Origin of the sequence: Microbaculum marinum, assembly GCF_037855135.1 — a bacterium.
Lineage (GTDB): Bacteria > Pseudomonadota > Alphaproteobacteria > Rhizobiales > Tepidamorphaceae > Microbaculum > Microbaculum marinum.
The window spans coordinates 257,899-269,997 of record NZ_JAZHOF010000003.1 but is presented as its reverse complement, the minus strand read 5'-3'; the positions used below and the strand labels follow the sequence as shown (position 1 = coordinate 269,997).

10 protein-coding genes are annotated in these 12,099 nt (G+C 65.8%); 5 read left to right on the top strand and 5 right to left on the bottom strand.

The genetic code is table 11. From position 1 onward, the window contains the following. The first annotated feature begins 149 nt into the window (after window positions 1-149). From V3328_RS08360 to V3328_RS08345, 4 genes are all read left to right on the top strand, one after another. Window positions 150-1,754 (top strand): GMC family oxidoreductase, encoded by a 1,605-nt coding sequence (locus V3328_RS08360; RefSeq protein ID WP_452303820.1) that lies wholly within the window; start codon window positions 150-152, stop codon window positions 1,752-1,754. Window positions 1,755-1,781: 27 nt separating this feature from the next. Continuing rightward, entirely contained in the window at window positions 1,782-2,177 is a 396-nt protein-coding gene (locus tag V3328_RS08355) for a VOC family protein (RefSeq protein ID WP_340329182.1), read from the top strand. 167 nt (window positions 2,178-2,344) lie between these two features. Further along, window positions 2,345-3,049, top strand: a complete 705-nt coding sequence (locus V3328_RS08350; protein ID WP_340329181.1) for a glutathione S-transferase family protein — start codon at window positions 2,345-2,347, stop codon at window positions 3,047-3,049. Beyond that, window positions 3,046-3,663, top strand: a complete 618-nt coding sequence (locus V3328_RS08345; RefSeq protein WP_340329180.1) for a carboxymuconolactone decarboxylase family protein — start codon at window positions 3,046-3,048, stop codon at window positions 3,661-3,663. Before V3328_RS08350 ends, V3328_RS08345 begins: the two co-directional genes overlap by 4 nt. A 15-nt stretch (window positions 3,664-3,678) precedes the next feature. Here the strand turns inward: V3328_RS08345 and V3328_RS08340 are convergent, their stop codons facing one another. The 5 genes from V3328_RS08340 to V3328_RS08320 form a co-directional block, all read right to left on the bottom strand. Continuing rightward, window positions 3,679-6,009 (bottom strand): sulfotransferase family 2 domain-containing protein, encoded by a 2,331-nt coding sequence (locus V3328_RS08340; protein ID WP_340329179.1) that lies wholly within the window; start codon window positions 6,007-6,009, stop codon window positions 3,679-3,681. 43 nt (window positions 6,010-6,052) lie between these two features. Next, window positions 6,053-7,786: a capsular polysaccharide synthesis protein gene (locus V3328_RS08335; RefSeq protein ID WP_340329178.1), complete on the bottom strand. Its 1,734-nt coding sequence runs from the start codon at window positions 7,784-7,786 to the stop codon at window positions 6,053-6,055. Between the two features lie 282 nt (window positions 7,787-8,068). Further along, window positions 8,069-9,403, bottom strand: a complete 1,335-nt coding sequence (locus tag V3328_RS08330; RefSeq protein ID WP_340329177.1) for an FMN-binding glutamate synthase family protein — start codon at window positions 9,401-9,403, stop codon at window positions 8,069-8,071. Between the two features lie 7 nt (window positions 9,404-9,410). After that, window positions 9,411-10,100 carry a protein glxC gene (locus V3328_RS08325; RefSeq protein WP_340329176.1) on the bottom strand — a complete coding sequence of 230 codons (690 nt, stop codon included), beginning with the start codon at window positions 10,098-10,100 and terminating at the stop codon, window positions 9,411-9,413. After that, window positions 10,100-10,996 (bottom strand): class II glutamine amidotransferase, encoded by an 897-nt coding sequence (locus V3328_RS08320; protein ID WP_340329175.1) that lies wholly within the window; start codon window positions 10,994-10,996, stop codon window positions 10,100-10,102. The genes V3328_RS08325 and V3328_RS08320 overlap by 1 nt, the downstream gene beginning before the upstream one ends. Before the next feature lie 217 nt (window positions 10,997-11,213). On the opposite strand from V3328_RS08320, the gene V3328_RS08315 reads away from it, so the two are divergent. Further along, window positions 11,214-12,029 (top strand): MBL fold metallo-hydrolase, encoded by an 816-nt coding sequence (locus V3328_RS08315; RefSeq protein ID WP_340329174.1) that lies wholly within the window; start codon window positions 11,214-11,216, stop codon window positions 12,027-12,029. Window positions 12,030-12,099: the final 70 nt, after the last annotated feature.

Below are 12,099 nucleotides of genomic sequence, written 5' to 3'. Positions count from 1 at the left end.
CAAGGCACCTTTAACCGAGGTAGGCGCTTTGGAACAGCGCTTCGTGGCAAGCTTTGGGGCAATATGGTGGGAACGATGCGCGGCCGCCGGGCCGCAACAAGATCCGGGAGGCTTCGAACGTGGCAAACGAGGTAACTGGCAGCCCTTCAATCGGCACCTTCGACTATATCGTCGCCGGCGCCGGTTCCGCGGGCTGCGTGCTCGCCAACCGGCTGTCCGCGGATCCCTCCAAGCGGGTGCTGGTCCTGGAGGGCGGCGGCAGGGACAACTGGATCTGGTTCCACATTCCCGTCGGCTATCTGTTCGCAATCGGCAATCCGCGCTCCGACTGGATGTTCAAGACCGCGCCCGAGCCCGGGCTCAACGGCCGCTCGCTCGCCTATCCGCGCGGCAAGGTGATCGGCGGCTGCTCTGCGATCAACGCCATGATCTACATGCGCGGCCAGGCCGCCGACTACGACGGCTGGCGGCAGCTGGGCCTGACCGGCTGGGGGTGGGACGACGTCCTTCCATATTTTCTCAAGCACGAGGACCATGCCGAGCCGCCGAACGAACTGCACCGGTCGGGCGGCGAATGGCGCGTCGAGAATCCCCGCGTGCGCTGGGAGATACTCGACAGGATACGCGATGCCGCCGAGCAGGCCGGCATCGAGAAGATCGACGACTTCAATTCAGGCGACAATGCCGGGAACGCCTACTTCCAGGTCAACCAGAAGAACGGCCGGCGCTGGAGCGCCGCCCGGGGATTCCTGAAACCTGCCCTGAAGCGCCGCAATCTGCAGCTGGAGACCGGGGTCCGGGTCGAACGGGTGCTGTTCGAGGGGCGCCGCGCGACAGGCATAGAGTTTTCCCGTGACGGCCAGCGCTTCTCCGCCGAGGCGGCCGGCGAGGTCATCCTGTCGGCCGGCTCGATCGCGACGCCTGTGATCCTCGAGGCCTCCGGCGTCGGCAGTTCCGCGCGCCTGAGAGGGCTCGGCATCGACGTCGTCCACGACCTGCCCGGCGTCGGCGAGAACCTGCAGGACCACCTTCAGATACGCCCGATCTACAAGGTCGAGGGCATCCGGACGCTCAACGACATCTATGGCAACCTGTTCCGGCGTGGCCTGATGGCTGCGGACTACGCATTCCGCCGCCGCGGGCCGCTGACGATGGCGCCGTCGCAGCTCGGTGCGTTCACCCGGTCCTCGCCGGACTACGCCACGGCAAACATAGAATTTCACTTCCAGCCGCTGTCGCTGGATGCCTGGGGCGAGGGTCTGCATCCTTTCCCCGCCTTCACCGCAAGCGTCTGCAACCTGCGCCCCAGCAGTCGCGGCAGCGTCCATCTCGCCAGCACGGAGAGTGGCGCCATGCCCGACATCCGGCCGGGATACCTGACCACCGATGAAGACAAGCGCGTCGCCGTCGACGGCATCCGGATGGCGCGCAAGATCGTCTCGCAACCGGCGCTGCAGCCTTACAATCCGCAGGAGTTCAAGCCTGGCAGCCACATTTCCAGTGACGAGGAACTGGTCGTCGCGGCCGGCGATCTCGGCACCACGATCTTCCATCCGGTCGGAACCGCCAAGATGGGGATCGACGACGATCCGATGGCGGTGCTCGACGGGCGGCTCAAGGTGCGGGGGATTGATCACCTTCGCGTCGTCGACGCCTCGGCCATGCCACGCATCACCTCCGGCAACACCAACTCCCCGACGCTGATGATCGCGGAAAAGGCAGCGGAGATGATTCTGGCGGAGTCGCGCCGCTGAGGTTCGCTATGGTGTGGAGGTGATGTCTTGACCGTCGATCACGTGTCCATCGCCGTTGCCGATCTGGAAGCGGCCACCCGCTTCTACCGCGCCGTCCTGGCGACCATCGGGCTGAGCCAGCTCGTGGCTCGGCCCCACACCGCCGGGTTCGGCAAGTCCTATCCGGAATTCTGGCTGAACGCGCGACCGGGCATGTCGCCGGTGCCGCCGGATGGCGGCGCGCATATCTGTCTGAGATGCCGGTCGCGACAGGCCGTCGTCGCCTTTCACGAGGCAGCATTGGCGCGCGGCGGATCCGACGCCGGAGCGCCGGGCGATCGCCAGGGTGCCCGCACTCCGTATTTCGGCGCATTCATCCGTGATCCGGACGGCAACAAGATCGAAGTGGTGACGTTTCCCCGATCGGATGAAGAGGAGGCATAGGCGGGTGCGTGCAGCCGACGGGATCGCGCCGATGCAGCGGCCTGTGCAATGATACCGAAACGGGGCCGGGACGTGTGTGTGGCATGGATGGTCGACAGCGGCCCGGTAGCCGCAGGCGTCCACGCTCGCCGGCAACCGGGAACACTGCAGGGAAGGGCGGGGCCCACGTGAAGCTGCATTGGTCGCCGCGTTCGCCCTTCGTCCGCAAGGTGATGATCGTGCTGCACGAAACCGCACTGATAGACCGCGTCGAGTGCGTCCGGTCCGTCGTGGCTTTCATGGCTGCGCCGAACGAGGACGTCCTGCGGGACAATCCCCTGGGAAAGATACCGGCGCTCGTGCTGGACGACGGTCGGACCCTCTTCGATTCCCGTGTCATCTGCGAGTACCTGGACGGTCTGGAAGGTTCCTCCGCACTGTTTCCGGCGGATCCCGGCGAGCGCGTGCGGCAGCTGCGCTGGATGGCGCTCGGCGATGGGCTGACGGAAATCCTGCTGCTCTGGCGCAACGAGTTGCTGCGGCCCGCCGGCGCCTACGACGTGCTCACGTCGGCCTTCGCACGCAAGGTGCGCGTCTGTATGGAGCGTCTCGACGCCGAAGCGCCGGAACTCGGCGCCGCGCCGTTCGGTATCGGCCACATCGCGATTGTCTGTGCGGTCGGCCAACTCGACTTCCGATTTCGCGACAGTCACTGGCGCGAGGCCTTTCCCGCGCTTGCGGAATGGTTCGGGCGCGTCGGCCGCCGGGACAGCATCGTCGCCACCATGCCGCGCGACGACCCTTCCCTGGTTCCCGTCCCGCGCGGTTTCGACGAGACCTCGCCGATCGATTTCAGATCTTTCCCCTCTGCGCCACCGCGGAACACGACATGACCGGCCCACGCATTTCGCTACCCGATTTCGATGACCTGAACGCAGCCCAGCGGCGTGTCTACGAAGACGTCGTGCGCGGACCCCGCGGCCGGGTCTCCGGGCCCTTGCGGGCGGTGATACACAGCCCGGACCTGGCGGACCGCTGGCAGCGGCTCGGCGAGTTTCTGCGCTTCGACATTTCCCTCCCGCACGCATTGAAGGAACTCGCCATCCTCGTCACCGCGAGGCGCTGGAATGCGGAACTGGAATGGACCATCCATGCCCGGGCCGCGCGCGACTACGGATTGTCCGAGGGCGTGATCGAAGCCATACGTCGCGGCGAGCCGCCGGATTTTGCCGATGCGGAGCAGGCCGACGTCTACGCCTTTGCCCGCGAGCTTCAACTGCACGGCCGGGTAGCGGACGACAGCTATGCTGCAATCCTGTCCCGGTGGGGAGAGACCGGTGTCGTCGAACTGACCGCACTGGTCGGCTACTACACCATGGTTGCGATGACGTTGAACGCCCATCGCATTCCGCTGCCCGGGGACAGCAGGCCGGAACTGCTCCCCGAGGGAGGGCCTGAACCCTGGCAACTGTCGGACATTCCCGCCGCAAGTCCCGAACCGACCTGACCGGACGGCGCAGGGCTACTGAATGGTCGCCGAAGCTATCGGGGCCGCGGCGCCGGGATCGAATTCGTGCTGGCTCTGGTCGGGCAGGACGCCGCTCTGCCGCGCCGCGGAGATCTCCGCGAGCCGGTTTCTTGGCCCGGGCAGCTCGGGCCGCATCTCGCAGACCTTGCGGAGAAGGTCCTCGGCCTCGCTCATGTTGCCGTCGCGGACATATGCCTCGGCCGCTGCCCTGAGCGCCTTGGCCGACGACTTGTTGTGTTCCCAGGCGGACATGAACCGCTTTGCCGCCTCGGCGAACTTGCCGAGCGAGTACGAATTCAATGCAGCGGCGTACTCGCTTTCGAAACGGACCCGCGTGTCGTCCTGGTTGCCGTCCTGCTTTGCGCCCGCGCGAAGCGTCCGCATTCGCCGCTCCAGCGTCTTCAGGTGGTTGTCCTTGGAGTTGAGCTTCGCGGAGAGCGACTCGGCCCGGTTCCGCGCGGCCCGCAGCGCCTTCTCCATGCTGACGATCTGTGCCTCCGCGGCAGCGAAGGAACGCGGCATGGAGACGTGCATGTATTCGGCGTCCCGGTAGGGGATGTTCATGTTCTCCGACAGGATCGGCGTCTCGTTGGCGTCGAGATACTTGAACGGGGTGCGGGCATATTCCCCCGTCTTGCTGTCGTAGTAGTCGCTCCACTTGCCGAACACCAGGAACTGCTCGATGCCGCGCTTCGCCATCCAGTGGGAGGCCCAGTCGGTGCGCCCGGCCAGGCTCTTGTAGGCGGCGTTCGTCGCGTGGTGATGCTCCGCCACCATTCCGGAGTAGAAGACGATCCCCTTGTGGCCCTTCTCGAAGAGGGTCAGGAAGAAGTCCTCGCGCTCCCCCTGGAACTTGATGCGCTCGTCCCAGTGCAGAGACTCGTCATCGAACAGGCTCTTCCGCGCCAGGAAGAAGTTCTGAACGGTGTCGCAGAAGTGGAAGCTGCCCTTGTCCCAGGGATAGCATTCGCACTCGACGTATTCGCACGGCAGGAACGTGACCCGCCGCTGCGTCCTGTCGTAGCTGATGAAGTTGGCGTAGTTGATCCAGTTCTGCCTTTCGGCGCGGCCGCGGTCGTTCTGCGTGACGTCGTCCAGGAGCCCGCCGACGATCGAAATGTCCGGCCGTGCCTGCAGCAGCGACCATGCCCCTTCGATATTGGTCAGCTCGTGAAAGGCGAAGTCGTCGTCGCACAGCAGCACGAACGGACGGCTGACCTGGCGGACCAGGAAGTTGCGGGTGGCGGCAACTCCGAAATCCTCCGGCAGGAAATGCAGGTTCAGCCGATAGCGGCGGCCGAACTCCCGCAGCGACCTGTCCTCGGTCCCCTGTACCCCGACCTGGATCTCGATGTCGTTCCCGTAGTGCTTGCGGATGGAAAGGACGAGCCGGCGCAGGCTGTCGAACCGCATGATCGTGGGGATGACGATGCCGATCTCGTGCACGGCCGCCTTGCGGTCCGGAATCCTGACGGCAGGCTGCGGCTCCGGCCGCTGTTCGAAGGCGGCGTTGCCCGCCACCACGGACGACTTCAGCGACGGGATCGCCGTCGGATACTGGAAGTTGTCGAAATCCTCTTCGAAGGTCCGCGCGAACAGTGCGGCCGTCTCTGCATCGAAGTAGGAGTCGAGCGACGACGAGGTCCCGGAGGCGTTGACCTTGTCGCCCTCCCAGGCGAAGTCCGCCGGTGCGCCGATCGTGGACAGGATCGTGGCGAGGTCCGCGTTGTAGTTCTCCACCCGCCCGATGAAGTCGTAGTCGATCAGGTCGGACTGGATCGAACGGCTCTGGTAGTACCAGTGCCGGTCCATCTCGTAGGGGTCCTCGTCGCACACGAATTCGATGAAGTCGCGGAAGCTGATCGCATGGTTCGGATCCACGCTTCCCGGTTCCATCCCGGTCTTCCACGCCAGTATCTTGCGGCGGCGTCCGAGGTGCGCGTTCTTCAGGCCGGCCTCGTTGTCGAACGGCTCCAGGCCGAGCTGGTCGACGCGGTTGCGAAAGCACGAGACTATGCGGGCGTAGGGGTCGCGGACGAACGCGAACCGGAAGGTGCCCGGTTCGAGCAGGACCTTCCGGCGGTCGGCCGGCGACAGGTCGTAGGGGCCGAGCAGACCGCTCTGGCGCCGGAAGTGCGGGTTGCCGTCGAACGTGCCGGTCGTCGAGGCGAGGCTGGCCAGGATGCTCTTCGTCTTGGTGCAGGCGTTCTTGGAGCAGGCCCCGTAGAAGGCATTGTACTCCTTCAGCCACAGCAGTTCGTTGGCGACGAGCAGTTTCCAGTGGTTGCGGCTCTCCATGACGAGCAGGCGTTCATTGATGTTCATTACGCAACCATTTGCCGTTTGGTCAGCCGAAATCAGTATGCTCTCAGCGCGACAGTCGCGGCCGCCAGCGTGGAAAGGTCTGCCTGTCCAGGTTCCCGTCGAAGTCTATCGCGTCTGCGCGCTTGCCGGGTACGATTAGCCTTTCGAGATCCCAGTTCCGCATGAACTTGACCTGGCCCTCGGTCCGCTGCCGGTGCGGCAGGAATTCCGGAGTGCTCTTGCGGTGGTGGTCGATGCAGATCGCATTGGTATAGGCGACTTTGATGCCGTTGTCGCCGGCCCGGATCGACATGTAGAAGTCTTCGTGCTCGCCCATGATCTTGATGTCGTCGTCCCACCGTATGCCGGCGACCGCGAACACGGACCGGTCGATCAGGCAGAAGTTGTTCACCGTGTCGGTGTACTGGAAATAGTACTTGGGGCTGACGAATTGTCGGTCGGAATTGAGGTACTCGAGCGGCATCAGAACCGTGGTCGCCGGGCCCAGCGCGGGAAAGTCCGCGAACACGTGATTGAATGCGGTGTAGTTCTCTGACAGCACCTCTCCTTCGTCGGAATAGTAGAAATTGTAGAACATTCCGCCGAGGATGGAGATGTCGGGGTTGTCGTTGAAGATGCCCAGCGCCACGTCCAGTCTGGTGAAGTCGGTGGCCAGAAAATCGTCGTCACACAGAAAGATCACCGGTTCCTCGGTCTCGGCAACCAGAATGTTGCGGCTGCGCGAGAGGCCGGCATCCGCGTCGACGTAGATGACCCGCGCGTCGTGGGTCTGCGCCATCTTCCGGTACCTGCAGTCCGGCTCTTCCTCTCCCTGGACGGCAAAGCATATCCGGATCTCCGGCCCCCACTTTTCCCGGATCGAAGCAAGGAATGCCTCGCAGCTGTCGGGCCGGGCGACGGTCGTGAATATGATGACGATGTCCGAGAGGGTGAAATCCCGCGCCTCGGCCGACCTGTCGCCGTTCGGCGCCATGAAGCGCGGCGCGAACTCCGGGTGGTCGACCAGGTTCATCCGCAGCAGTTCGCCAAGGAACGTCGGGCTCTGCAGCACGAACTTCTCCGGCAGCGACTTGATTCGCTGCGAGAAGAGGCTGTGATACAGCATCACCGTCATGCAGTGCGGCCCGATGCGGTCCAGGTGGTCGTTGCGCAGGTTGGTCGACTCGAACAGCTCCGCTTCGGTGAAGTCGATCGGATGCAGATCCTCCTCGGGCAGGAAATGCACCTCGTCGGCATGGCTGTCGACGATCGGCGTCAGCATCTGCGCGCCGATCTCGGTCCAGTCGAAGATCTCGTCGGTCCTGCTCTTCTCGGCCAGATGGGCCTCGATCGTCTCCAGATACTCACCGATGACCCTGCCGCCGGGCCGGCTCGCCATGAAATTGTTGGCGATGAAGGAGCGGTCGCCGCGATCCTTGCGCAGCGCCACGAAGTCGTGCTGCGAGATCAGCGGCTGGATGATCGGCCCGAGGTCCTTGAGCGCGATGCAATCGACGTCGACCCACAGTCCGCCGTACTCGTGCAGCAGCCGCACGCGCAGGTAGTCCGCCTTCAGCGCGATGGGCGTGCGCGAGGGATCGCGCAAGCGGATATAGTCGAGCGCCGGAGCGTCCGGAACGTATTGGTCGAGCGTTTCGGGCGTGACCAGACGGATTTCGCAGGAGGGGCAATTGTGGCGCAATATTTCCGAACAGATCCGCAAGTAGGGCGGCATCGTCCGGTTCTCGGCATTCTCCCAATACTGCCAAATAATAAGCTTGTCGGTACTCTGGGTCACTGCCGTCTCAAATAGTATTGGGGAGGCATTGGCGCGCTGCACACTGGAAAAAGCAGCCGGCTATTGAGCCTCGCTATAACAACCGGTCCCGACCGGATCAAGTGAAATTGCCGTGGCGGCTGCGCGGCCGGACCCCGCATGGCGGTGCCGTCCGCGCAGCGGCGCACGCAGCCAATCAGGCCGACATGCGGCTGCCGCAACGCCAATATCGGCCGGCAGTCATTACGATGGTGTGAACGCCGCCAATGCCCGCGCGTCGGGGCCTCGTCGGCCGCCTTGCGGTCAGTACCGCGTCACGCCCGGTATCCAGTCGGTTCCCGCCAGCGGGAGACGGGCCATGGCGGCCGCCTCCACCGTCAGGGCGCAGAGGTCTTCCGGCTCCAGGTTGTGGACGTGGCTCTTGCCGCAGGCGCGCGCGATCGTCTGGCATTCGAGCGTCAGCACGGCCAGGTAGTTGGCAAGCCTGCGTCCCGCCCGAACCGGATCGAGGCGCCTGGCGAGCTCCGGGTCCTGCGTGGTGATGCCGGCCGGATCGCGGCCCTCGTGCCAGTCGTCGTAGGCGCCGGCCGTGGTGCCGAGCTTGCGGTACTCCTCCTCCAGCTCAGGCGAGTTGTCGCCGAGTGCGATCAGCGCGGAGGTGCCGATCGACACCGCGTCGGCGCCGAGCGCCAGCGCCTTGGCGACGTCGGCGCCGGTGCGGATGCCGCCGGAGACGATCAGCTGCACCTTGCGGTGCAGGCCGAGATCCTGCAGCGCCTTCACGGCTGGCGGGATCGCGGCAAGGGTCGGGATGCCGACGTTCTCGATGAAAACCTCCTGGGTTGCCGCGGTGCCTCCCTGCATGCCGTCGAGCACCACCACGTCGGCGCCGGACTTCACGGCCAGCGCCGTATCGTAATAGGGCCGCGAGGCACCGACCTTCACGTAGATCGGCTTCTGCCAGTCGGTGATCTCGCGCAGCTCCTGGATCTTGATCTCCATGTCGTCCGGCCCGGTCCAGTCGGGGTGCCGGCAGGCCGAGCGCTGGTCGATGCCCTGCGGCAGGGTGCGCATCTCGGCGACGCGCTCGGAGATCTTCTGGCCGAGCAGCATGCCGCCGCCGCCGGGCTTGGCGCCCTGGCCGACGACGATCTCGATGGCGTCGGCCTTGCGCAGGTCGTCCGGGTTCATGCCGTAGCGCGAGGGCAGCAGCTGGTAGACCAGGATGTCGGAATGCCCGCGCTCCTCCGGCGTCATGCCGCCGTCGCCGGTCGTCGTCGAAGTGCCCGCCGTCGAGGCGCCGCGTCCGAGCGCCTCCTTGGCCTGCGCCGACAGCGAGCCGAAGCTCATTCCGGCGATGGTGATCGGGATCTTCAGCTCGATCGGCTTCTTGGCGAAGCGCGAGCCGAGCACCACGTCGGTGCCGCAGCGCTCTCGGTAGCCCTCGAGCGGATACCGGCTCACCGACGCGCCCAGGAACAGCAGGTCGTCGAAGCTCGGGACCTTCCGCTTGGCGCCGCCGCCTCGGATGTCGTAGAGCCCGGTCGCCGCCGCCCGGCGGATCTCCGAGATCGCGTAGTCGTCGAAGCTCGCCGACTTGCGCGGCACGGTGCGGATGTTGTCTGGGCCTGTGTCCATCGGATCCTCAATAGGCATCCACGTTGTCGACGTGGAAATTGTAGAGCGTGCGGGCCGAGCCGTAGCGGCGGAAGTCCGAGACGTCGACCTCGCCGCCGATGCCGGCTGCATCCAGCCGGGCCCGCAGCTTGGCCTTGTGGTGGTCGGTCATCTTTTTCTCGACGCAGTCGGCGCCGAGGCTCTTCGGTGTCCCGCGCACGTAGAGCCGGGCCTCGTAGATCGAATCGCCGAGCGATTCGCCGGCGTCGCCGAGCACGACCAGAGATCCCGCCTGGGCCATGAACGCCGACATGTGGCCGACCGACCCCTTTACCACGATGTCGATGCCCTTCATCGAGATGCCGCAGCGCGCCGCCGCGTTGCCCTCGATGACGAGCAGGCCGCCGTGGCCGGTCGCGCCGGCCGCCTGGCTGGCGTCGCCGGTGACGCGGACCTCGCCGGACATCATGTTCTCGGCAAGACCCACGCCGGCATTGCCGTTGACCACGACTGTCGCGGTCTTGTTCATGCCGGCGCAGTAGTAGCCGACATGGCCTTCGATCGAGACGGTGACGGGCACCTCGAGACCCGCGGCGATGGCGTGGCCGCCGCGCGGATTGAGAACCGTCCAGGCGGTCTCGTTGGTGTCGCCGGCCAGATCGTGCAGCGCCTGGTTGAGGTCGCGGATGGTGGCGCTGGCGAGATCGACGGTCGGCATCAGGCATGCTCCCAGAAATACGGACGGGCGGGCTCGGGCTCCCAGACGCGCGCCGCCGCGATGCCGGGGAGGGTCGCCAGGACGCGGAACTCGGAGCCGAACGCCACGTAGCTGTCCGTCTCCGCCATGACGGCGGGCTTGCAGGCGATCGGGTCGCGCAGCACGCCGAAGCCGCCTTCGGTGCCGACCACGAAGGTATAGAACCCGTCGAGGTCGGCGAGCGCGCCCTCCAGCGCCTCGCCGAGCCGCGCGCCCTTGCGCAGCCGCAGGGTCAGGTAGCCGGCGGCGACCTCGGTGTCGTTCTCCGTCTCGAACGCGATCCCCTCCCGCTGCAGCGACCGGCGCAGCAGGTTGTGGTTCGACAGCGAGCCGTTGTGCACGAGGCACTGGTCGGCGCCGGTCGAGAAGGGATGGGCGCCGTCGGTGGTGACCGCCGATTCCGTCGCCATGCGGGTGTGGCCGATGGCGTGGGTGCCTGACATGGAGGAAAGCCCGAACCGCTCCGCGACGCGGTCCGGCCGGCCGACCTCCTTGTAGATCTCCACCCGCTTTCCATAGGAGACGACGTGGACCTCGGGGTGGGTCTGCGCCAACGCGGTGCGAACCGCATCGAGATCACCTTCCGGGACGCTCAGCACGGCGTGCGTGTCGCGCACCTCGACCCTGACGTCGCCTGTCGCCACGGCGCCCAGCCGACCGGCGAGCGCATGAAAATCCGTGCCCGAGGTGCCGCGCAGGGTAAGCTTGACATGGCCCGGCGACCCGGCGCCGTAGACGGCGAAGCCGGCGCTGTCGGGACCGCGGTCGCACATCGTCGCGAGCATCGCCGTCGTCATGGCGCCGAGCTCCGGCTGCAACGCAGGATCCTTCAGAAACAGTCCGACGATTCCACACATGGTGATCTCCCTTGGCGCACTTTCGCCCAGACGTAGATCAATGCGGTCGGGTGGTCAATGAAGATAAATTTTTATTCCTCTCAGGAAAATGATACCGGGGGCTCCGGTGACCGGGAAGTGATAGGAGCCATCGCCCCGAGAGACGATATCCGATCGACTTGGAGCGACCGCGTCCTATGATATTAGGTGCAATGTTGAAGCCGATATGGGGCGTTGAATGAAACTCCTGCGGAACGGGTCCGACTTCGCCGCCTACCGGCTTGGCCGGCTCACCGTCGTGGCGCTCCGCGACGGATATGTCGACATGGCCCCGAGCCGGCTTCGCCGGGACGATGACCGGCCGTTCGGGCCGGACCTCCCGGAGCCGGTGAAGGCCGCTCTGGTCGAGGGACAGTTGCGGCTTTCCGTCAATGCCTTCCTGATCGCCGGAAATGGCCGCCACATCCTGATCGATACCGGTGCCGCGAACGCCTGGGACCCGTCCATGGGCAGGCTTCCTGCAGCGCTTGCCGAAGCGGGTGTCGCGCCCGCGGACATCGACACCGTCGCCTTCACGCACACGCATCTCGACCACGTGAGCGGGCTCGTGGCTGCCGAGGGGACCGACATGTTCCCCAACCTCGAGCACCTTTATGTGCCTTTGAACGAACTGCCGCTGTTTCACCGAAAGGAGCGGCTGGCGCGGTTCCGGGAGCGCGCCGAAGGCTTCGACGGCGGCTTTGCCCTGAGCGACAACGTTACGGCGATCGCTGCGCACGGCCACGAGGTCGGGCACTCGGCCTTCGAGGTCAGCGACGCCGGCGAAACGCTGCTGGTCTGGGGCGACATCGTCCATGTCCCCTCTATCCAGTTCGCGCAGCCGGAACTCACCTGGGAACTGGATGCCGATCAGGCACAGGCCCGCGCCTCGCGCGAGACCCTTCTCCGGCGCGCAACGGAGAACGGAACCTTTGTCGCCGGCGCGCACCTGGATTTCCCCGGCGTCGGCCGCGTCGCGACATCCGGGAACGGCTATCGCTTCATCCCCCTTTGAGGCTGGGCACGGCAGCGCCGATGCCGTACGCGCGCGCGGCGCACGGTGCCTTGAGAGCATTGGGCTGCTC

Coding starts and splice junctions, on each gene's coding strand:
- V3328_RS08315 (WP_340329174.1), top strand. CDS start 11,214: ATGAAACTCCTGCGGAACGGGTCCGACTTCGCCGCCTACCGGCTTGGC.
- V3328_RS08345 (WP_340329180.1), top strand. CDS start 3,046: ATGACCGGCCCACGCATTTCGCTACCCGATTTCGATGACCTGAACGCA.
- V3328_RS08325 (WP_340329176.1), bottom strand. CDS start 10,100: ATGCCGACCGTCGATCTCGCCAGCGCCACCATCCGCGACCTCAACCAG.
- V3328_RS08340 (WP_340329179.1), bottom strand. CDS start 6,009: ATGAACATCAATGAACGCCTGCTCGTCATGGAGAGCCGCAACCACTGG.
- V3328_RS08330 (WP_340329177.1), bottom strand. CDS start 9,403: ATGGACACAGGCCCAGACAACATCCGCACCGTGCCGCGCAAGTCGGCG.
- V3328_RS08320 (WP_340329175.1), bottom strand. CDS start 10,996: ATGTGTGGAATCGTCGGACTGTTTCTGAAGGATCCTGCGTTGCAGCCG.